The organism is Gottschalkia acidurici 9a (assembly GCF_000299355.1).
Lineage (GTDB): Bacteria > Bacillota > Clostridia > Tissierellales > Gottschalkiaceae > Gottschalkia > Gottschalkia acidurici.
On the sequence record NC_018664.1, the window covers coordinates 1,680,973 to 1,702,084 of the forward strand.

24 protein-coding genes and 1 pseudogene are annotated in these 21,112 nt (G+C 30.0%); 1 reads left to right on the forward strand and 24 read right to left on the reverse strand.

Annotated elements, in window-relative coordinates:
• Position 1: 1 nt before the first annotated feature.
• The 11 genes from fliI to dprA form a co-directional block, all read right to left on the reverse strand.
• Complete coding sequence (gene fliI, locus CURI_RS08010; RefSeq protein WP_014967745.1) at positions 2-1,333, reverse strand: flagellar protein export ATPase FliI; 1,332 nt, start codon at positions 1,331-1,333, stop codon at positions 2-4.
• On the reverse strand, positions 1,326-2,123 hold the full coding sequence (locus tag CURI_RS08015) for a FliH/SctL family protein (protein ID WP_014967746.1): 798 nt from the start codon (positions 2,121-2,123) through the stop codon (positions 1,326-1,328). The genes fliI and CURI_RS08015 overlap by 8 nt, the downstream gene beginning before the upstream one ends.
• Positions 2,116-3,132: a flagellar motor switch protein FliG gene (gene fliG / locus CURI_RS08020; protein ID WP_014967747.1), complete on the reverse strand. Its 1,017-nt coding sequence runs from the start codon at positions 3,130-3,132 to the stop codon at positions 2,116-2,118. Before fliG ends, CURI_RS08015 begins: the two co-directional genes overlap by 8 nt.
• Before the next feature lie 11 nt (positions 3,133-3,143).
• Positions 3,144-4,697, reverse strand: coding sequence for a flagellar basal-body MS-ring/collar protein FliF (fliF, locus tag CURI_RS08025; protein ID WP_014967748.1), 1,554 nt, complete (start codon positions 4,695-4,697; stop codon positions 3,144-3,146).
• Between the two features lie 32 nt (positions 4,698-4,729).
• Positions 4,730-5,035, reverse strand: coding sequence for a flagellar hook-basal body complex protein FliE (gene fliE, locus CURI_RS08030; protein WP_014967749.1), 306 nt, complete (start codon positions 5,033-5,035; stop codon positions 4,730-4,732).
• Positions 5,036-5,046: 11 nt separating this feature from the next.
• Positions 5,047-5,487 (reverse strand): flagellar basal body rod protein FlgC, encoded by a 441-nt coding sequence (gene flgC / locus CURI_RS08035; protein ID WP_014967750.1) that lies wholly within the window; start codon positions 5,485-5,487, stop codon positions 5,047-5,049.
• Between the two features lies 1 nt (position 5,488).
• Positions 5,489-5,905 (reverse strand): flagellar basal body rod protein FlgB, encoded by a 417-nt coding sequence (gene flgB, locus CURI_RS08040; protein WP_014967751.1) that lies wholly within the window; start codon positions 5,903-5,905, stop codon positions 5,489-5,491.
• 336 nt (positions 5,906-6,241) lie between these two features.
• Positions 6,242-7,633: an ATP-dependent protease ATPase subunit HslU gene (gene hslU / locus CURI_RS08045; protein ID WP_014967752.1), complete on the reverse strand. Its 1,392-nt coding sequence runs from the start codon at positions 7,631-7,633 to the stop codon at positions 6,242-6,244.
• 14 nt (positions 7,634-7,647) lie between these two features.
• Positions 7,648-8,178, reverse strand: a complete 531-nt coding sequence (hslV, locus tag CURI_RS08050) for an ATP-dependent protease subunit HslV (protein ID WP_014967753.1) — start codon at positions 8,176-8,178, stop codon at positions 7,648-7,650.
• A 145-nt stretch (positions 8,179-8,323) separates the two neighbouring features.
• Entirely contained in the window at positions 8,324-10,399 is a 2,076-nt protein-coding gene (topA, locus tag CURI_RS08055; protein WP_014967754.1) for a type I DNA topoisomerase, read from the reverse strand.
• Positions 10,400-10,432: 33 nt separating this feature from the next.
• Positions 10,433-11,524 carry a DNA-processing protein DprA gene (gene dprA, locus CURI_RS08060; RefSeq protein WP_014967755.1) on the reverse strand — a complete coding sequence of 364 codons (1,092 nt, stop codon included), beginning with the start codon at positions 11,522-11,524 and terminating at the stop codon, positions 10,433-10,435.
• A gap of 1,213 nt (positions 11,525-12,737) precedes the next feature.
• Here dprA and CURI_RS08065 point away from each other — a divergent pair.
• On the forward strand, positions 12,738-12,929 hold the full coding sequence (locus tag CURI_RS08065; RefSeq protein ID WP_014967756.1) for a CDIF630_02480 family spore surface protein: 192 nt from the start codon (positions 12,738-12,740) through the stop codon (positions 12,927-12,929).
• 42 nt (positions 12,930-12,971) lie between these two features.
• Here the strand turns inward: CURI_RS08065 and CURI_RS08070 are convergent, their stop codons facing one another.
• From CURI_RS08070 to ffh, 13 genes and pseudogenes are all read right to left on the reverse strand, one after another.
• On the reverse strand, positions 12,972-13,493 hold the full coding sequence (locus CURI_RS08070; protein WP_014967757.1) for a peptidylprolyl isomerase: 522 nt from the start codon (positions 13,491-13,493) through the stop codon (positions 12,972-12,974).
• A 269-nt stretch (positions 13,494-13,762) separates the two neighbouring features.
• A pseudogene (locus tag CURI_RS08075) lies at positions 13,763-14,026 on the reverse strand (EscU/YscU/HrcU family type III secretion system export apparatus switch protein); the annotation flags it as partial.
• 34 nt (positions 14,027-14,060) lie between these two features.
• Positions 14,061-14,324 (reverse strand): flagellar hook-length control protein FliK, encoded by a 264-nt coding sequence (locus tag CURI_RS08080; RefSeq protein ID WP_144276012.1) that lies wholly within the window; start codon positions 14,322-14,324, stop codon positions 14,061-14,063.
• 10 nt (positions 14,325-14,334) lie between these two features.
• Complete coding sequence (locus CURI_RS08085) at positions 14,335-15,153, reverse strand: hypothetical protein (RefSeq protein ID WP_144276013.1); 819 nt, start codon at positions 15,151-15,153, stop codon at positions 14,335-14,337.
• Positions 15,141-15,779: a hypothetical protein gene (locus CURI_RS08090; RefSeq protein ID WP_014967760.1), complete on the reverse strand. Its 639-nt coding sequence runs from the start codon at positions 15,777-15,779 to the stop codon at positions 15,141-15,143. Before CURI_RS08090 ends, CURI_RS08085 begins: the two co-directional genes overlap by 13 nt.
• A gap of 19 nt (positions 15,780-15,798) precedes the next feature.
• On the reverse strand, positions 15,799-16,413 hold the full coding sequence (locus CURI_RS08095) for a ribonuclease HII (protein WP_014967761.1): 615 nt from the start codon (positions 16,411-16,413) through the stop codon (positions 15,799-15,801).
• 128 nt (positions 16,414-16,541) lie between these two features.
• Positions 16,542-17,387: a ribosome biogenesis GTPase YlqF gene (gene ylqF / locus CURI_RS08100; RefSeq protein ID WP_014967762.1), complete on the reverse strand. Its 846-nt coding sequence runs from the start codon at positions 17,385-17,387 to the stop codon at positions 16,542-16,544.
• Between the two features lie 78 nt (positions 17,388-17,465).
• Positions 17,466-17,807, reverse strand: a complete 342-nt coding sequence (rplS, locus tag CURI_RS08105) for a 50S ribosomal protein L19 (RefSeq protein ID WP_014967763.1) — start codon at positions 17,805-17,807, stop codon at positions 17,466-17,468.
• A gap of 104 nt (positions 17,808-17,911) precedes the next feature.
• On the reverse strand, positions 17,912-18,646 hold the full coding sequence (trmD, locus tag CURI_RS08110) for a tRNA (guanosine(37)-N1)-methyltransferase TrmD (protein WP_014967764.1): 735 nt from the start codon (positions 18,644-18,646) through the stop codon (positions 17,912-17,914).
• On the reverse strand, positions 18,646-19,143 hold the full coding sequence (gene rimM, locus CURI_RS08115; RefSeq protein WP_014967765.1) for a ribosome maturation factor RimM: 498 nt from the start codon (positions 19,141-19,143) through the stop codon (positions 18,646-18,648). The genes trmD and rimM overlap by 1 nt, the downstream gene beginning before the upstream one ends.
• A gap of 64 nt (positions 19,144-19,207) precedes the next feature.
• Positions 19,208-19,438, reverse strand: coding sequence for a KH domain-containing protein (locus CURI_RS08120; protein WP_014967766.1), 231 nt, complete (start codon positions 19,436-19,438; stop codon positions 19,208-19,210).
• On the reverse strand, positions 19,431-19,730 hold the full coding sequence (gene rpsP, locus CURI_RS08125) for a 30S ribosomal protein S16 (protein WP_014967767.1): 300 nt from the start codon (positions 19,728-19,730) through the stop codon (positions 19,431-19,433). The genes CURI_RS08120 and rpsP overlap by 8 nt, the downstream gene beginning before the upstream one ends.
• Before the next feature lie 32 nt (positions 19,731-19,762).
• Positions 19,763-21,106, reverse strand: a complete 1,344-nt coding sequence (gene ffh / locus CURI_RS08130) for a signal recognition particle protein (protein ID WP_014967768.1) — start codon at positions 21,104-21,106, stop codon at positions 19,763-19,765.
• Between the last annotated feature and the right edge of the window lie 6 nt (positions 21,107-21,112).

Below are 21,112 nucleotides of genomic sequence, written 5' to 3' on the forward strand. Positions count from 1 at the left end.
ACTACTCCTGTTCTACAAGAGATTTTAACATACTAGTTGTTTCATCAAAGTTATATTTTTCTAGAACATTTTGCTTTAAAAAATTATTTATACTATCTATAGAGTCTATAGATTGATCTATTTTTTTACTAGTTCCTTTTTTATATGCACCTATATTTATAAGATCCTCTGACTCTTTATATGTTGCCATTAGATCCTTCACTTTATTGGCTGTGGATATCTGTTCTTCATCACATATATTGCTCATAACCCTACTTATACTTTGAAGTACATCTATTGCAGGATAGTGATTTTGACTTGCTAGTTTTCTACTTAAAACTATATGCCCATCTAGTATACCTCTTACAGTATCTGTTATAGGCTCATTCATATCATCTCCATCTACAAGTACCGTATAAAGACCTGTTATCGTTCCCTTTGATGAAGCGCCTGATCTTTCTAAAAGCTTCGGGAATACTGCAAACACAGAAGGCGTATATCCTCTAGTTACAGGTGGTTCTCCTATAGCCAATCCTATTTCTCTTTGAGCCATTGCAAACCTGGTTAATGAATCCATTAGCATAATTACATTTTTTCCTTTATCTCTAAAGTATTCTGCTATAGCAGTAGTTAACATAGCAGCTTTCATTCTAACTAATGCTGGCTGATCTGATGTAGCTATAACTAGTACAGACTTTTTCAATCCTTCTTCTTTCAAGTCATTTTCTATAAACTCTCTAACTTCTCTTCCCCTCTCACCTATAAGTCCTATAACATTTATATCCGCTTCTGCATTTCTTGCTATCATTCCCATAAGTGTACTTTTTCCGACACCACTACCTGCAAATATACCTATCCTTTGTCCTTTTCCACAAGTTAGAAGGCCATCTATTGCTTTTACCCCTAAAGGAAGTACTTCTCTTATTGTCTTACGCTCTAACGGATTTGGTGGAGAATTAGATACAGAGTAATGTTTTTCTGTTTTTATTGATCCTTTTCCATCCATAGGATTTCCTAATCCGTCTATAACTCTACCTATTAGCTGATCCCCAACATTTACTCTCAAAGAATGTCCGCTAGCTACTACGGTACTCCCAGGTCTTATTCCTTCCATTTCTCCAAATGGCATTAAAAGTATTTTATCTTCTTTAAACCCAACCACCTCTGCTAATATAGGTTCTTGTTCATTAAATGGATATATATAACAAAGTTCACCTATGCTTGAAAGTGGACCCTCAGATTCAATAGTTAATCCAGTGACTTTAGTAATTTTTCCACTGTATTTAATGAATTCACTATCTTTAACTAGTTCTATATACTTTTTCATATTTATATTTACCATATTATCACTCACTATCTAGCAGTTCTTCTATCATTTCCTTCATTTTATCTATTTGAGTACTTATACTTACCTCTACACTTCCTTTGGAAGATTCCACCACACATTCTCCCTTTTGTAAATTAGAATCCACTTTTACATCTAGGCTTTCTATTAAACTTGCTTTTGAAAGTATATTCTCTTTAGACCCTTGCACCTTTTCAAAGTCTTCTTTAGAGACTCTTACTGTAACACTATCCTTATTGTCCAAGCTTGCTATACCTTTCAAAACTAAATTTACTATAGTTTCTTCATTTTCGATTAAATTTTGATTTAATATTTTCTCACAAGTATGAAGAACTAAATTTATTACATCTTTCTCAATAGACTCTAATGTTCTCTCACGTTCCTGTAGATATTCCCTTTTTATCTTATTAGCCTCTTCTATTAACTTTTCAGATTCACTTCTTCCCTGACTAAATCCCTCTTCATATCCTTTAGAGCTTCCTTCATGGAAACCTGCGTCATACCCTCCCTTATATCCTTCATCATGCCCTTCTTTCTTTTTTTCTTCTTTGATATTCTCTGCTTCTTTCTTTGCTAACTCTATTATTGAAACTTTACTCTCACTAGCTTCATGTATCGCTTTACTTAATATATCATCCGCTTGTTGCTTTGCTGTATTTATTATTTTCTCATACTCGTGCTTAGTCTTATTTAAAAATTCTTTTTTTTGCTCTATTGACTGCTTTTGTTTGCACAACTTATCTTCTACTATATTATTTACTGTTAATTTAACTTGAGAGGATTTTATGACACTAGACAATCATCTCATCTCCTCCCCTTGGAGTTATAATTTCTCCTGACTCTTCTAATTTTCTAATTGTATTAACTATATTTTGCTGAGCTTCTTCTATGTCTTTAAGTCTAACTGGCCCCATAAACTCCATATCTTCCTTTATCATCTCTACTAAACGCTTAGACATATTTCCAAAGATAACTCCCTTAACGTCTTCACTGGCACTTTTAAGAGCAATGGCCCATTGACTATTATCAATTTCCCTAATAAATCTTTGTATAGATCTAGGATCCAGATTGACAATATCTTCAAATACAAACATTCTCTTTCTAATTTCTTCACTAAGCTCTGTATCCTGTATTTCAAGTTCTTCCATTATATGCTTCTCAGTTCCTCTATCAACAGCATTTAATATGTCCACTATTGCATCTACTCCACCAACTTTAGTATAGTCCTGAGACACCATTGTTGAGAATTTAGCTTCTATAACTCTTTCCACCTCTTTTATTACATCTGGTGATGTTCTATCCATAGTTGCTATTCTTCTTGTAACTTCCGCCTGCTTGTCCATAGGAAGCTTTGCCAATACTTGTCCCGATTGGGCCGGACTTAAGTATGAAAGTATAAGAGCTATAGTTTGTGGATGCTCATTTTGCATATAATTTAAGAGTTGATTAGGATCAACTTTTCTAGCAAACTCAAATGGTCTTACCTGTAATGATGCTGTAAGCTTGCTTATTATATCCACCGCTTTATCTGAACCTAATGCTTTCTCAAGTATATCTTTTGCGTAGTTTATTCCACCTTCAGATATGTACTCCTGTGCTAAGCAAATTTCATAAAACTCTTCCAAGATACTTTCCTTTTCTTCCGGAGAAACCATTCTCATATTTGCTATTTCAAGTGTTAATTCCTCTATTTCTTCATCACTTAAATGTTTAAATATTTCGGCAGACTTTTGAGATCCTAGCGTAATTAATAGTATTGCTACCTTCTCTTTTCCCGTTAATTTTGATTCTTTATCCCGTTTAGACATGGTTTCACCTCCTATTCTTCATTCATCCAAGTTCTTAGTAACTGAACCACAATTTCTGGTTTTTTCTCAACAAACTTTGATATTTGATCTTTCATAACGGACTTCTCTTGTTCAAAGTCTAAGTCTTCTAGATCACTAGCTGCATTTTCTATCATTTCATCTAGTTGTGATAGTGTTGACTCATCATCTAATGCTTCTTCAGATGCTAATTTATTTCTTCTATATACTACTGTTCCACCAACAACTCCTGCTGCTAATGCCGCACCGATTAACATCCAAGTCCACATTGGTGTTGTACTCTCTTCAACTGCTTCATCAGCTTCGACTTCTCCTTTGTTAAATGCCATTGTACTTATCTCTACTTTAACCGTATCAGTTCCTGTTGCAGAAGATATTAAGCTCGTTATTTCTTTTTTTCTTTCTTCTGTTAGACTTCCTCCAATAGCATTCTCATCGATTATTACTGCTACTGTAATTGCATCAGTCTGCCCTATTCCCTTTTTTATTTGCTTATTTGTTTCATTTATTTCATAGTTCACTGTTCTACCATTTTTTTCACTATTATTGCTACTTTGTTGATCCACCTGTGCGTAATCAACTATTTCATCTTCAGTATTAGGTTCAGTTCCAGGTACTTGTCCACTCGATGAGTTTTCATTCTTTTCTGACATTTCTTCCAAACTTCTTACTATTCCTTCTTCCGACCCTTCTACTGGAGGTGCATATTCTTTTACATTTGTGATTTCTGAGTCAAAGTTTAACTTTATACTTGTTCTTACTTCAACATTCCCCTTTCCAAGAGGAGTCTCTAAAAATTCTTTTATACTTTTATTAAGTGCGTCTTCCTTCATCTTTTGTAGTCCCAGTTGATCATTTGCTTCATAAAGATTTTGATCTTCACTCTTAGTAAGTAGTTTTCCGTTATTGTCTACTACAGACACATCTTCTGGTGTCATTTCTCCACCTATAGCATGGGCGACTAAATACTGTATACCTTCAACTTTATTTTTATTTATAGATCCATTTTTTAAAGTTAAAAGTACTGAAGCTGTAGGGCTTTTCTTTTCTTGTAAAACATATCCTGTATCTTCTGGAATATTAAGATATACTTTAGCACTTTCTACTCCGTCTATTTTCGCTAAGTCTGTTGATAACGTTTCTTCCAACGCAAATTTCATTTTTTGTTTCTTGTCATATTCTGTGGTTGTCCAGTCTATGTCTGCAAATGCATCTGTAAAAGTATATCCTTCTTTTGGCATTCCTTCCATAGCTAACTCCATTTTAGCTTTTGACTTCATTTCTTCTGGTACTAATATGGTTCCTTCATTCTTTCCTTCTTTCCATGGAATTCCCTTTTCATCTAATTTTTTAGTAACTTCACCAGCATCTTTTGGAGCTAAGTCATCAAATATAGGCTCATACTTTGTTCTAGTCGTATAAAGAATAATTCCAGCTACTATTATAATTACTAGTACGCCTATTCCAAGTTTTATTTTCTTATTTTTATCAAGACCTTGCCAAAAGTCGTTCAGCTGATTCCTAACTCGTCCAATTATCTCCCCCACTGAATCACCTCATCTTCTATCACGTCTATATTTTATACTTGCATTCTCATTATTTCTTTATATGCTTCTACGACTTTATTTCTAACCGCCATTGTAAGATCTAAAGATATTTTTGCTTTAGCTGATGCTATAGTTACATCATGTATGTTTTCTACCTGACCTGTTGCTAATAAATTGCTCTGTCTTTCAGCTTCTAACTGTAAGTTATTTGTTTTTTGCAGTGAATCTCTTAAGTAGTTTTCAAATAAGTATGTATTTTCCTTTTTTTCTTCTGTCGATTTTTGACTTTCAAGATTATTAAGTATATTATCTATGCTTCCTATGTTATTTATATTCATATTTCACCCCCCTAACGTCCTATTTCTAGCGCTTTCATTGCCATAGATTTCGCTGAATTTATTGCAGTCATATTAGCCTCATATGCTCTAGAAGCTGATATCATATCTACCATTTCTGTTACTATGTCTACATTTGGCATAAGAACATATCCATCTTTGTCTGAATCAGGATGGCCAGGATTATATACTTTCTTAAATGGACTTCTATCCTCAACTATTGCTGTTATCTTTACCCCCTTCTTATCATTCAATTTTTCATTTTCTTTATTTAGGAGTGCAGAGAAGGATTGTCCTTCAATTTCTCTAAATAGTGGCATCTGTCTCCTATAAGGCTTTCCACTACTTGTTCTTGTAGTATTTGCATTTGCAATATTTTTAGTTATTACATCCATTCTAGTTCTTTCTGCAGTTAAAGCTGTTCCACTTATATTTAGTGAACTGAACATACCCATATTATTTTCCTCCCTCACTTATAACATTTTGAATACCGTTAAACTTTCTGCTAATTTGATCTGTTAATGCATTATATTTTATTATTGTTTTAGCCATATCTATCATTTCTATGTCTGGATTGACATTGTTCTTGTCTTTTCTTGTCGATATGTTTTTAAGTTTAGTCACAGTTGGTTCAAAATTTTCTATACTGAGTTTTCCTTTTCCCATATGTTTATTATGTGTTTTAGCTAAAGTTAGCTTTGTATTTTCACCTGAAATAACTTTTTGTAACTCATTTTCAAATTCTACCGTTGTTCTTTTATAGTTCGGTGTATTGACATTAGCAAGGTTATTGCTTATAGCTTCATATCTTAAAGAGGATCCATCTAAGGCAGTCTTTAAAACATCCATATTCCCATATAATTTACTCAACATTTTTTTACACTCCCATTTTACATTTTTAATTCATAATATTAACTGTATATACCCCCTTATTATTTGTGTAAACGTTTTTCTACTTAATTTTTCGAAATTTTTTTCATTTTTTCATTATATTTTGCTTTTTTTGCTTTAATTTGCTTCAATTTGATTCTGAATATTATATTTTCTACATTTTTTCTCATATTCCTTTATTTTTTTTATTTTTTTTATTTTTTATAATCACACACTATATATAATATAGTGCATGATTATAAAAAGCAATAAAAATACTGGTTTTTTTTTCACCCCGAACCAGTATTTTTTCATTTGAATTAATTTTATGATACATTCCTATATTATGTATTTTGATACATCCGTTATATTTGAACTTTTTTGAATTTTTTCTTTTACATACCCATCATCTATTTCTATGTTTTTCTCATCTATATCTGGAGCGTGGAAAGATATATCCTCTAGTAGCTTCTCCAAAAGAGTATGAAGTCTTCTTGCTCCTATATTTTCAGTTTCTTCATTTAAAATAAATGCAATTCTAGCTATTTCTTCAATAGCCTTTTCACTAAATTCAATATTTATTCCCTCAGTTTTTAATAATAGTTGATATTGCTTTATAATTGCGTTTTGTGGTTTTATCAATATCTCTTTGAAGTTCTCCTCTGTTAAGTTTTCTAAGTTTACTCTTATAGGAAATCTTCCTTGAATCTCAGGTATAAGATCCGTAACTTTTGCAACATGAAAAGCTCCTGCTCCAATAAACAATATATGATCCGTTCTAACTGGACCATATTTAGTCATAACAGTGCTACCTTCTATTATAGGTAATATGTCCCTTTGTACTCCTTCTCTAGATACATCTGGACCCGATCCATGTCCTTTTATTGCTACTTTATCTATCTCATCTATGAATATTATTCCATGCTCCTCGGCTCTTTTTATACCTAAATTTACTACATCATCAATATCTATGAGCTTTTGTGCTTCTTGCTCAGATATTATTCGTCTAGCTTCTTTTATAGTTACCTTTCTTTTTTTTACTTTTCCAGGTATAAGTCCCCCAAATAAATCGTTAAAATTAATATTCAACTCATCCAATCCTGTTCCACTTAACATTTCTATAGTAGAATTGTTATTCTCTTCAACTTCAATTTCTATAAGTTGATCTTCTAACTCTTTATTTCTAAGCTTTGCAGCAATTCTTTTTCTTTCTTCAACTATGCTCTCTATATCTGCATCATCTACTTTAGACTCACCATTAAAGCTACCACCAAATAGTGTTTCTAAAGGATTTACACTCTGATCTTTGGATGATGAATTAGGAGCTAGTATTTTTATAATTTTCTCATCAGCTAATTCTTTCGCTCTACTATATACTTTTTCTACCTTTTCAGACTTAACCATTCTTATAGAAGTTTCCAGCAAATCTCTTATCATAGAATCAACATCTCTACCAACATAGCCTACTTCTGTAAACTTAGTAGCTTCTACTTTTATAAACGGTGCTTTTACTAGTTTTGCAAGTCTTCTTGCTATTTCCGTTTTACCAACTCCTGTTGGTCCTACCATAAGTATATTTTTAGGCTTTACTTCTTCCTTAAATTCATCATCTAAAAGACTTCTTCTATATCTATTTCTTAGCGCTACTGCTACTGACTTTTTAGCTCCATTTTGCCCTATTATGTATTTATCTAGCTGAGTCACTATTTCTTTAGGTGTCAATTCTTTCATTTTAATACACTCCTTTATAGTTCTTCTATAGATATATTGCTATTAGTATATACACATATTGAAGATGCTATCAGTAAAGATTCTTTAGCTACGTCTTTTATATCTAAGTTAGAGTGATTTAATAAAGCCTTACCTGCAGCTAGTGCGTAACTTCCACCTGAACCTATTGCTACTATTCCGTCATCTGGTTCTATTACCTCTCCTGTTCCAGATACAACTAGAAGCTCTTCTTTATTTGCAGCAATAAGCATAGCCTCTAATTTTGACATCACTCTATCTCTTCTCCAATCTCTTGCAAGTTCTACAGCTGCACGTCTTAAGTTTCCACCAAACTGTTCTAATTTTTCTTCAAGTTTATCTGCCAAAGTCAATGCATCAGACACAGTACCTGCAAAGCCTATTATAACTTTTCCATCATATAGTTTCCTAACTTTTTTTGCTGTATGCTTCATTACTGTCTTATCACCCATTGTAACCTGTCCATCACCTGCTATAGCTATCTTTTCACCTTTCTTTACTGCTATGATAGTTGTTCCTTTTAGCATTTATTTCACTCCTTTGTTTCTAATAGTTATGTAATATAAATTATAAAAGATGAGTGATTTTATCTATTACATCACTCATCTTTAATTTTATTCCATACTAATATATATTACTCTTGTATCAAGATAATTCTTTTTAATTCTATTATTATATATTCTCTTCTCTCTTAAAGTCACAATCTTTATTTATACATTTTACTAATGTACCTTTTTTAGTTCCTTTTTCAGTGAGAATACCTTTACATTTTGGACAACTTTCTTTCATTGGCTTATCCCATGAAACAAAATCGCACTCTGGATAATTGCTACATCCATAAAATTTTCTACCTTTTTTAGATTTTCTTTCGATCACTTGTCCATCACATTTAGGACAATCTATACCTAAATCTTTTACTATAGGCTTTGCATTTTTACAATCAGGATATCCTGGACAAGCTAAGAATTTACCATATCTTCCAAACTTAACTACCATAAATCGTCCACATTTTTCACATTCTATATCTGTGACTTCTTCTTTAATTTCTATTTTACTCATTTCATTTTCTGCAACATCTAGTTCCTTTTTAAAGTCATCATAAAATTTTTCAATTACGCTTTTCCATTGCAACTCGCCTTCTTCAATTCTATCTAGTTTTTCTTCCATATCTGCTGTAAATTCTTCATTAACTATATCTTTGAAAAACTCTTTAAGAATATCAGTAACTATTTCACCCAATTCAGTAGGTCTAAAGCTTTTATTTTCTAAGTTAACATACCCTCTAGCCAATATAGTTGATATAGTAGGAGCATAAGTACTTGGTCTTCCTATACCCATTTCCTCTAATGTTTTTACTAGGGATGCCTCTGTGTATCTTGGTGGTGGTTGTGTAAAATGCTGTTCTGGTACTAACTCTGATAACTTACATTCTTCGCCTTCTTTTAAATCTGGCAAAAGTGTGTCTTTGCTTTCATCAGTTATATTATATACTTTTAAAAATCCATCAAATATTATTTTTGATCCTGATGCCCTAAAAATATATTCACCACACTTTATCTTTATTGTCAGAGTTTCATATTGAGCTGGACTCATTTGACTAGCTACAAACCTCTCCCATATAAGTTTATATAGTTTGTACTGTTCTGGTTTTAATGAGTCTTTTATAGACTCTGGAGTTCTTAAAACCGAAGTAGGTCTTATAGCCTCATGTGCATCTTGCGCTTCTTTTTTATTTTTAGTCTTTAAGTTTCCTTTACCTAAGTAATTTTCACCGTATTCATCTTTTATAAATTCTTTTGTATTTAATCTAGCTTCCTCTGAAACCCTAGTTGAATCTGTTCTAATATAAGATATAAGTCCTACACTTCCCTCTCCCTTTATACTTATACCTTCATACAATTGCTGAGCTACTATCATAGTTTTCTTTGTAGAAAAGCCAATTCTTCTAGATGCATCTTGTTGTAAATTACTAGTTGTATATGGATGATATGGATTTCTTGTTCTTTTACCTTTTTTTACTTCTTCAATTATAAACTTCTCATCTTTAATATCATCTAATATTTCTTTAACTTCTTCCTCGTTATTAAGTTCCATTTTCTCTTCTTTGCCATTATCTTTTTTCCATAAAAAGATGCTTTGTATTTTTCTTTGTTTAGTAAACACTGTATCTATACTCCAGTATTCTTTTGGTATAAACTCCTCTATTTCTTTTTCTCTATCACATATTAGTTTAGTCGCTACTGATTGAACTCTTCCTGCACTAAGACCTTTTCTTACTTTTTTCCAAAGTAAAGGACTTATTTTATATCCTACCAGTCTATCTAAAACTCTTCTTGCTTGTTGTGCATCTATTAAGTCTTTATCTAGCTTCCTAGGTTTTTTTATTGCATTTTTTATAGCTGTTTTAGTTATCTCATTAAATTCTATTCTTATTTCTTTATCCTGATCCATATTTAATATATTAGCTAAATGCCAAGATATAGCTTCTCCTTCTCTATCAGGGTCAGTTGCTAAAAATATTTTATCTGCCTTCTTAGCCTCATTTTTAAGTTCTTTTATAACTGGGCCTTTTCCTCTTATAGTAATATACTGAGGTTCAAACTTTTCATCTATATCAATACCTAATTTACTTTTAGGTAAATCTCTAATATGTCCTACAGAGGCTTTTACTTTGTAGTTTTTTCCTAAGAATTTTTCTATAGTCTTTGCCTTTGCTGGAGATTCAACTATAACTAAAGCTTTTGTCACATTATCTACCTCCGAAAATATCTATTTTAACTTTTATATTATTGCAAAAAGTTGATTAGGTAATCTTTTTACAATCCCTTTCATCTCTAATATAGTAAGTATACTACTCACACTAGATACATCCATATTAACTTTGTGGCATATCAGTTCTATGTGCATTGGATCTTCTTCGATATATGATATAATCTTTCTTTCATCATTGCTTAAAAAATTATATTTAAACTTGTCTTTACTGCTCAAGATTTTTATATTTTTAAGCTCTCTTATCTCTTCTATTATGTCCTCTACATCTAGCACCATTTTTGCACCATCTTTTATTAGTTTATTAGTACCTTTACTATATATACTATTAATGTTTCCAGGAACTGCAAACACCTCTTTTCCTTGTTCTATAGCATGATGAGCCGTAATCAATGATCCGCTCTTTTCACTCGCTTCTATAACCACTACACCTAAAGATAGCCCACTTATTATTCTATTTCTTTGAGGAAAATTATATCTTAATGGTTCTGTTCCAAGTGGAAATTCAGAAATAACACATCCGTTTTCTATGATTTTTTCATATATATTTCTATTAGCCTTAGGATATACCACATCTACGCCACATCCTAATATTGCAATGTTTCTTTTATCTTTTCGAATTGCTGATATATGGGCTTCTGTATCTACCCCACTAGCCATTCCGCTTACCAAAGTTATACCTAAGTCTAATAATTCACTAGATAATTTTTCTGTTACCCATTTACCATAAAGTGTTGCCTTTCTTGCGCCAACTATTGCTATTGTTTTTTCTTCTTCCTTCAATAAATCTCCTTTAGTATACAGGACTTTTGGGCAATCGTAAATATATTTTAATTTTTCTGGAAATTTTTCGTCTAATATTGTTACTACTTCTACGTTCTTCTTCTCTATATTTTCCATTATACTTTCAAAATATGACTTATCTTTATAATTTATTATTTGTTGCTTTACTTTATCGGATATTCCTGTTATACTCAATATTTCCTCATCAGAGGATAGCCATACATCACCTATATTATCATAGTATTTTTCCAACTTACTTATAGATTTATTGGTAACACCTCTTAAGTTATTAAGCCATATTAAAGTATCTTTATTATTCATTTCAATACCTGCCTTTTAATATAATTAATTTACCAATGTCCTCTACTATAACTTCTATACTGTATATCACTAAATTCATTACATCATCATTTCTATATAACTCTGATTTAGTAATTTAAACTTTATTTTTCATATTTTTATTTTTTTGAAGGACTAAGTTTTATCAAGTTTATATATTATTTATATATACACCTCTTAATTTAAATCTTATTTCTAAAAAATCATCTAAAAACCACATTTATAATCAGTCTCGATTATAATAATATAAAGTAATAATGATATTTAATATAAGCTGCTATTAATATATCTTTGATAGGTTATGTTAAAACTTCTATTAATTTTTAGCTACTTAGGGAAATTTGTCTAGAAGTAATATTCTTGTATGCAAGAGAAGTCTTTCATTATCTTAATATGATTTCAGCACTTACTAGTTCGTCATACTGATTATATAGTATGATAGAATATCTAAAAAACTTTTCGTTTATAAAACCATTTAATTTTCAATACTTCATATATATTATATATTTAAATATTCTCTTAGTACTTATAGTTTTTTATAAAACAAATATCTTATTATTAAAACGTTATTATACCATTAATCAGACATATTCATAGTTCTTTTACACATTTTTTGCTTTTAATATATAAAATTCTTCACTAGCTTCCTTTTTTATACCAAACATATTTTCTATATTAGTCTCATAGACATCAATCTTTACTTCACTATTTAGGAAAGATGCGACTTATTTAAGACTTTTTACCGTTATTATATATGTTTGTTTTATAGCTTTCTATCTGTTTTAAATTTTAATAGTATAAATCTGATGATTATTTCAGATATAAAAAATTTGAGCCAGCAATTTTTTTATATATTTTTAAGCTTTTTCATAGAAGCATTCTAAGATTCTACTATTAATCACTAAAACATTCACTTTGTATATGTTCTTTTATTTGTATAGCCTTTATAAAATCTAATCTTAATTTCAGCTACTAATTTTATGTTTTTATTATAATTTGCATTTATTCTATGATAAAGACTTTATATTGTCAATTTTATATATTTTAGTTAACTTTATTATTCTATATTTCACTCTATATACCTTTAAATATTTTCTTTTTCTGTAAAATAATTTCACACCCTAAAATGAATAAAATAATTTTACATGATTTAAATCTAATTTTATGGGAATAATACAAAAAAGGAGTGGTTCTAATGACTAAAGATAATGTTAAAAATAATACATGTAATTATGTAAATAGAAAAAAGAATAATTCTCAAATTGAAAGTCACGAAACTGCAGCGTGGGCTGAAATTGAAAAACAAGAAACTGAAGCTAAGGTTCCTGTTCCTAGTTTAGAAAATGTGGAAGAAGCTAAGGAATGGGTCGAAGAAAACAAAAAATAAAAATAGAGGAGTCACTTCCTCTATTTTTATGATTACTTTTAATTATGCTCTTTCTGGTTCTTCATACTCTTGACCAAATGTATCTACTGTTACTTTTTTCATTACTTGATTTTCGAATGGTTTATCACTATAGTCTCTTTCAACACTTACTATTCTATCTACTTCTTCTATTCCCTCTATAACTTTTCCGAATGCAGCATATTGTCTATCTAAATGAGGTGAAGTTTCGGTCATTATAAAAAACTGTGAACCTGCAGAATCGGGTATCATAGTTCTTGCCATTGATAATACTCCCTTTTCATGTTTAAGATCATTCTTAAAGCCATTATCACTAAATTCACCTTTTATTGAATATCCTGGTCCTCCAGTTCCATTACCTTCTGAACATCCTCCTTGAATCATGAATCCTGGAATTACTCTATGAAATATTAGACCATCGTAAAATCCTTTATTTATTAGTGATATAAAATTCTTAACTGTATTTGGAGCTATTTCTGGATAAAGCTCAGCTTTTATTTTATTTCCATTTTCCATTTCAATTGTAACTATAGGGTTTTTACTCATTAGTTTTCATCCTCTCATTCTTTATAATGTAATGATCAATACAATATAACATTATATAATTAATTAAAGTTAAAATCATCATATATATGATTAATTTTATTATTTTTATATAAAAATATTTCTATTAAATTTAATCTGTATTTTATTTACTTTATTTTTTACATTACACAATTTTGAATTACCTTTATTCCCTTTTCAATTTTTATAACTATGCTCTTTAAATTTTTATATTTTTTATGTTAATCTATACTTTAAGTTTTTATCCAAAACTAAATAAGATAACTATCTTTATATTTCTTTTCTTGGTCTAACCTATATACATGACTTAATATTTCTGCAACTGCAGTATATAGTTCCTCTGGAATTTCATCATTTATTTCTAAGTTAACTAATTCATTAGCCAATGATTCATTCTCTAGTGATTTAATACCTTCTTCTTTTCCTTTTTCTATTATGTTTTCTGCAACCTCACCAAAGCCCTTAGCAATAACTTTTGGAGCTTCATCTAAATCTTTATCATATTTTAGTGCAACTGCAACTTTTCTTTTATTTTTTCTTTCACATCAATCACACCTTAACATTAAGCATATAGTTAATACTATTCTCATAAGATATCAAGTTTAGAATATTTTCTTCCTCATGCTTATTAATATATATAAATACATTCTCATATCCTTTAGATTGTAAACTTTCTTTTAAATCATTTATATTTTCTTCAAAGAGATTTAAATATTCTTTTTTCACCTTAAAGTTTACACTAAGCCTATCGTACATGAAATCACACAGTATTTTAACATTTTCAAGATTTGTAGTATTTAAGGATATATACACTTTTATGTTATCAGACTTTTTTAGCTACTTTTCTTTTACTGAGTATGTATAGATTGTTCTGTATTTCCCTATTATTTAAGTTAAATGGAATAAGCATCATAGTTGATTTATCATTTATTTTATTAATAAAATCTATATTATCATTTAAACTTCTAGCTTTTAAATTTAATTCCTCACTTACTTTTTCTTTGGATGAAATATTAGCTAAAAGTTTTTCCATGGTATCACTTAATTCTCTATAATAGTCTTTTATTCTTATAGCATCATTATTATCAAACTTTATGTTTAAATTTTTAGTTTTGCTTAAAATATCTTCCTTAGTTTTTTCATCTATTATTCCATCTTTTGCAGCTATTTTAACTACTTCCTCTAGTTGATTATTAAGAGTTTCTCCTTTTTCTATCAACCTTGTAAGCTTATCTAAGTTATTTATACTTATATCTATTCCTGATTTAGTCAAGAAAACTATTTTTTGTATTATACTTTCAGTTGTATTGTTTTTAGATATATTATTTTCAGAAAACACATTTTTAAGTATATCTTTAACACTTTCAGTTATATCCTTAAATCTAACTTCACTCTTTTCTTCTGTAATATGTTTTACTACTTCTTCAAATTTTATAAATTCATTATTTTTTTCATGTAGCTCTGTATTATTATCTATTAATACTTTAGATATATTAACTGCAACTTCTGGCTTAACATTTTTCATGATATTTATTTCTTCACTTTGATTTGCTGACTGTATTTTTTCGCTTCCAGCTTGAGTATTTACTAGAGTTTTGGCATCCTTAGATCCAGTTTCAATTGGAACCTTCATATCTGACAAATCTTTTTTTCTAACTGGGTATTGTTATTTATATTTTCTTTAAAAACAACTTCACCATTATTACTTCCTCTTAACGATTCTGTTTCACCTTTTATCTTTACAAGCTTGCTTATATCTTCACTAAGGGGTTCTTTTATTGTAGACAATATTTGAATTGTTTCATCTTCTTGTAAGTTTAAGATTGAAAGTAGCTTATCAATATGTTTAGCTATAGATTCTATGTTCTCACCACTTAATGGCATTCTAAATGCTATCATCTCTTTTAAAATATTTAAATTTTTTTCATTTTTAACTAAGTTATTTAAATTTAAAATCCTATCTAATATTAAATCTTTATTTTTTAATACAAATTCTTTATTAAAATCAATATCTTCATATACTGGATTTAATATTAGAAGATTTTCTTTTATATCTTTTATAACAAACTTTAAACTTTTATCCTTAAGTAAGCTTAGTGGAATTTCTAATTTACCGTAAGCAATTTCTCCATTTCCAAGATCAATTTTAGCTATATTTCCATTTACCTCTATTATAGTTCCTTTTATTACATCACCTTGCTTTAATTTATCTAACTTTTTCAAATCACTTTTAGTTAAATTTCCAGAAGGTTGAATATCTATTCTCATATTATCACCTACATTCTTATTATTTCTGTGATAGTATTTTAGTTAAAAAAGTTTTTCTATGAATAGGAGTTATACCACAGGTTAGTATCATTTCTCTATGCTGTTTAGTTCCATATCCTTTATGCTTTTCTATTCCATACTCTGGATAGTCTTTATCCCATTCACCACATAATCTGTCCCTATATACTTTAGCTATTATAGAAGCTGAAGCTATTCCATAACACTTTTCGTCTCCTTTTATAATATTTTCTTGAGGGATGTCTACATCTAGCTTTTCTGCATCTATTAATAAATAGTCTGGTTCTATTTTATTTCCGTCTTTATCTTTTATATTACCTATTGCTTTTTTCATTGCTAATAGTGTAGCTTTCTTTATATTTATTTCGTCTATAGTTTTTGCATCTACTCTTCCAATACCTACTCCTAATGATCTATCTATTATACTATCGTACAGTTTTTCTCTTTTCTTTTGTGATATTTTTTTAGAATCTTTTATTCCTTCTATAAGTTCATCTATAGGCATTATAATAGCACATGCTACTACATCTCCTAATAAACATCCTCTTCCCACTTCATCTATACAAGCTATATATTTGTATCCTTCATTCCAGAGTTTTTTTTCAATTTGTATCATATTTACACTTCCTTTTATCTAAGTAAAAAATCATTCTCTTCTATTATTAAATAGTCAATCATTTGCATGTGGTTTTTCTGTGTATATTATAACATAAATAAACCTTCCCGTTTAAGGAAGGTTCTTTCTTACTCTGGAAAGTCTAATGTTACTTTTCCCATTATGCCTCTTCTAAATTCATCTAGTAATATTCCACTAACTCTTGTATAGTCTATCTCTCCACCTTTTATTATGCATCCTCTTTTTTCTGCAATCTCTTCCATAACTTCTAAAGGAGTACTATCATTCACTTGTACATCATATCTTCCTTCAATTAAACTTGTATCTATTGCACATAGTTTCTCAACAAGTTTTAAAGCAAGTGTTTCTGTATCCAATATTTCATCTTTTATAGCTCCTGTAAATGCAAGATTTAATGCAACCCTTTTATCTTCAAATTTAGGCCAAAGTATTCCTGGTGTATCTAGAAGTTCTATATCACCTTTTAATTTTATCCATTGCTTAGATGTAGTTATACCTGGTCTATTACCCGTCTTAGCACCTTTTCTTCCTGCCAATGAATTTATTAGTGTAGACTTTCCTACGTTAGGTATTCCTACTATCATGGCTCTTACACTAGTACTTTTTATTCCTTTTTCTTTTCTTTTCTGCATTTTGTCCTTAAGTACTTTTTGAACTTCATTTGTAACTTTATCTATTCCATTATTATTTGTTGCGGTTATAAATACTACAGGAATGTTTTTTGACTCAAAATATTCTTTCCAAAGTTTGTTTCCTTTTTCACTACTTAGATCACTTTTATTCATTATAACTAACCTAGGCTTATTACTTATTATTTCATCTATCATAGGGTTTTTACTACTTATAGGTATTCTAGCATCTAAAAGCTCTATAACTATATCTACTAGCTTTAGATTTGCTTGTAGCAGTTCTTTTGTTTTCTTCATATGCCCTGGATACCAATTTATATTCATTTTAATCATTTCCTCATTTCTTTATATTATAAACTATATAAACAAATAATGGGACTGATAATACAGTCCCATTATTAATTAATATAATTTTTCTTTAACTTTAGCAGATTTTCCTACTCTATCTCTTAAGTAGTTAAGTTTAGCTCTTCTTACTTTACCTTTTCTTGTAACTACAAGTTTTTCAATTTTAGGTGAGTGTATTGGGAATGTTCTTTCAACTCCAACTCCATATGAAAGTCTTCTTACAGTGAATGTAGATCCAATTCCTCCACCTTGCTTTTTAAGAACAGTACCTTCAAATACTTGAATTCTTTCTCTAGTTCCCTCTTTGATTCTGTAGTGTACTTGAACTGTATCTCCAGTATTAAATGCTGGAATTTCTTTAATTTGTTCCTCTTGAATTAATTTAATTATATCCATTTATACTCCTCCTTATTCATAGACGTTCTTGTAACTTGACAGAGGACCGCCCGTTTTACCAGATTAAATTGTATCATATATATTCCTATAAGACAACTGATTTTTTATTTTATTGTACCTAATTCCTTTATTATATCTTCTAACATAAGCTTTTCCTGTTTAGTTAATTCTATATTCTTTAATAAATCAGGTCTTTTTAGATAAGTATCTTTTAGTGAGTGATATTTTCTCCATTCATCAATTTTCTTATGGTTTCCTGATAAAAGTACCTCTGGCACTTCTAGATCGTTAAAATTTTGGGGTCTAGTGTATTGTGGGTACTCCAATAATCCGTTGTAATGAGATTCCTCAGTAAAGGAATCTTCTCCAGCCAACACTCCAGGTATTAGTCTAGCTACGGAATCTATTATTACCATCGATGCTAATTCCCCACCTGTTAGTACGTAGTCCCCTATAGATATTTCCTCGGTAATACAGTTTTCTATTATTCTTTGATCGATTCCCTCATAATGTCCACAAAGTAAAACCAAATGTTCTTCTTTAGATAATTCATTAGCAAGATTTTGGTCATACACCTTGCCTTTTGGACTCAAATATATTATTCTACTATTTTCTTTTTTCACATTCATTATAGCTCTATATATTGGTTCAGGCTTCATTACCATACCTGGTCCACCACCATAAGAATAATCATCTACTCTTCTATGCTTATCCTCAGAAAAGTCTCTTATATTTGTGTAATTAACAGATATAAGATTATCTTCTATAGCTCTTCCTATTATGCTAGTATTCATGACTTCAAACATTTCTGGAAAAAGTGTTAAAACATCTATTTTCATTACTCTAACAATCCTTTTATAGGTTCAATTATTATTTTTTTATCCTGCATATTTACTTCTTTTATAACATCCTTTATAGCAGGTATCAAGTATTGTTTGTCTTCATTTTCTACTACATATACGTCATTAGCTCCAGGTTGAAGAACTTCCTTTATCTTACCTAAATACGAATCATCATTTAAATATACTTCTAAACCTATAATGTCATGTATAAAATAAGAATCTTTAGGCAGTTTTATTTTGTCTTTTTCATCAATCCAAATATCACTATTTTTAAACTTTTCAACATCATTTATATTGTCATATCCCTTAAAATGTAGCATAGGATTTTGCTTATTATACCAAACTTTAGATATTTCTAACTCTATTTTATCTTTTCCAACAAATATTTTTTTTAAACTATCAAATCTTTTTATATCATCTGTTAATGGTAATACCTTTACATCACCTTTTATTCCGTGTGTATTTATAATCTTACCTATTTGTATATATTCCATAAAATACACCTACCAATTTTTATTTTAATATAGCCAAAAAGGGATTAGATATACTAATCCCTTTTTATTGAATAATCTCAACGACTACTCTCTTATTCTCTTTTATAGCTGCAGCTTTAACTAGTGTTCTTATAGCTTTAGCTATTCTTCCTTGCTTTCCAATTACTTTTCCCATATCCTCTGAGGCTACCTTTAATTCTATAATGATCGATTGTGTTCCTTCTATCTCATTTACTCGAACTTGGTCTGGGTTATCAACAAGCGCTTTAGCAAGCGTTTTAACTAACTCACCCAATTATTTCACCCCCTAAGATAAACTTAAGCTTTTTAGATTCTTCAAATTTATCTAAAATCCCATTTTCTTTGAATAATTTTGCAACTGTATCAGTTGGCTTTGCACCATTAGATAACCATTTAACTGCTTTTTCATCACATATGCTGATTTCTTTTGGTTCTGATATAGGATTATAGTGACCTATCTCTTCTATTATTCTACCATCTCTTGGTGAACGAGAGTCTGCTACAACTACTCTGTAGAAAGGTTTTTTCTTTGATCCTCTTCTTGTTAATCTGATCTTTACTGCCATGTTTTCACCTCCTTAAATTATTAAGTATTAATTTATTTAAAGAATGGAAGACTAAACCTTCCTTTCTTTTTCATAGTTTTCTCCATTTCAGAAAATTTCTTTATCATTTTTCTTGTTTCTTTAAATTGTTTCAACAACTTATTTACATCTTGAATATTAGTTCCACTACCTTGAGCAATTCTTTTTCTTCTACTTCCATCTATAACAGTTGGATTTATTCTTTCCTCTTTAGTCATAGACTGTATAATTGCTTCTAAACGCTTAAAGTCCTTTTCATCTACATTTAGTCCCTTAAGTTGTTTAGAGTTAACTCCAGGTAACATTCCTAACAATTCATTCATAGGCCCTAAGTTCTTAACTTGTTGTAATTGATCTAAAAAATCTTCAAATGTAAATTCTTGATTTCTTAGTTTCTTTTCAAGTTCTAAGGCCTTCTCAGTATCGAAGTTCGCCTGAGCTTTCTCAATTAAACTCAAAACATCTCCCATACCTAATATTCTTGATGCCATCCTATCGGGATGGAACGTTTCTAAATCATCAAGTTTCTCACCCATACCTATAAATTTTATAGGCTTTTCTGTAACAGCTCTTATAGATAACGCAGCCCCACCTCTAGCATCTCCGTCTAATTTAGTAAGAACTACACCAGTTATATCCAGTGTCTCATTAAACGTTTCTGCTACCGTAACAGCATCTTGTCCTGTCATAGAATCTACTACTAAAAGTATTTCGTTAGGATTTACCTCCGCTTTAATATTTTGCAGTTCATCCATAAGCTCTTCATCTATGTGAAGTCTACCTGCAGTATCAACTATTATTAAATCATTTCCATTTTTCTTTCCATGCTCTATTGCTGCTTTTGCTATATTTACAGGGTTCTCTTTATCACCCATGCTAAATACCGGAATATCTAATTTACTTCCTACAACCTCTAGCTGTTTGATAGCCGCTGGCCTATATATGTCACATGCTACTAAAAGTGGTCTTTTACCTTTTCCTTTAAGAAGTCCACCTAACTTACCAGAAGTAGTAGTTTTTCCCGCTCCTTGCAATCCACACATCATTATAACCGTTGGAGGACTTGAAGCGAAATTTATTTTACTTTCAGTTTCACCCATAAGACTTTTTAATTCTTCATTAACTATCTTAATTACTTGTTGACCAGGCGTAAGACTTTCCATAACTTCATGTCCTACAGATCGCTCTTTAACAGAGCTTATAAATTTTTTAACTACCCTAAAATTTACATCTGCCTCTAGTAGTGCTAGTCTAACCTCTCTCATAGCCATATCTACATCTTTGTCAGAAAGCTTGCCTTTACTCTTAAGTTTTCCCAAAGCATTCTGTAGCTTTTCAGCTAAACTCTCAAAAACCATAGCTAA

What these genes read in the sequence shown, in the direction of transcription:
- trmD (WP_014967764.1), bottom strand. Translation starts at nt 18,646, where the DNA reads ATGAAAATAGATGTTTTAACACTTTTTCCAGAAATGTTTGAAGTCATG.
- fliG (WP_014967747.1), bottom strand. Translation starts at nt 3,132, where the DNA reads ATGTCTAAACGGGATAAAGAATCAAAATTAACGGGAAAAGAGAAGGTA.
- CURI_RS08070 (WP_014967757.1), bottom strand. Translation starts at nt 13,493, where the DNA reads ATGAGTAAAAACCCTATAGTTACAATTGAAATGGAAAATGGAAATAAA.
- rimM (WP_014967765.1), bottom strand. Translation starts at nt 19,143, where the DNA reads ATGGAATATATACAAATAGGTAAGATTATAAATACACACGGAATAAAA.
- dprA (WP_014967755.1), bottom strand. Translation starts at nt 11,524, where the DNA reads ATGAATAATAAAGATACTTTAATATGGCTTAATAACTTAAGAGGTGTT.
- hslU (WP_014967752.1), bottom strand. Translation starts at nt 7,633, where the DNA reads ATGAAAGAATTGACACCTAAAGAAATAGTGACTCAGCTAGATAAATAC.
- CURI_RS08095 (WP_014967761.1), bottom strand. Translation starts at nt 16,413, where the DNA reads ATGATACAAATTGAAAAAAAACTCTGGAATGAAGGATACAAATATATA.
- flgC (WP_014967750.1), bottom strand. Translation starts at nt 5,487, where the DNA reads ATGGGTATGTTCAGTTCACTAAATATAAGTGGAACAGCTTTAACTGCA.
- flgB (WP_014967751.1), bottom strand. Translation starts at nt 5,905, where the DNA reads ATGTTGAGTAAATTATATGGGAATATGGATGTTTTAAAGACTGCCTTA.
- CURI_RS08065 (WP_014967756.1), top strand. Translation starts at nt 12,738, where the DNA reads ATGACTAAAGATAATGTTAAAAATAATACATGTAATTATGTAAATAGA.
- hslV (WP_014967753.1), bottom strand. Translation starts at nt 8,178, where the DNA reads ATGCTAAAAGGAACAACTATCATAGCAGTAAAGAAAGGTGAAAAGATA.
- rpsP (WP_014967767.1), bottom strand. Translation starts at nt 19,730, where the DNA reads ATGGCAGTAAAGATCAGATTAACAAGAAGAGGATCAAAGAAAAAACCT.
- fliE (WP_014967749.1), bottom strand. Translation starts at nt 5,035, where the DNA reads ATGAATATAAATAACATAGGAAGCATAGATAATATACTTAATAATCTT.
- CURI_RS08090 (WP_014967760.1), bottom strand. Translation starts at nt 15,779, where the DNA reads ATGAGAATAGATATTCAACCTTCTGGAAATTTAACTAAAAGTGATTTG.
- rplS (WP_014967763.1), bottom strand. Translation starts at nt 17,807, where the DNA reads ATGGATATAATTAAATTAATTCAAGAGGAACAAATTAAAGAAATTCCA.
- ylqF (WP_014967762.1), bottom strand. Translation starts at nt 17,387, where the DNA reads ATGAATATAAATTGGTATCCAGGGCATATGAAGAAAACAAAAGAACTG.
- ffh (WP_014967768.1), bottom strand. Translation starts at nt 21,106, where the DNA reads ATGGTTTTTGAGAGTTTAGCTGAAAAGCTACAGAATGCTTTGGGAAAA.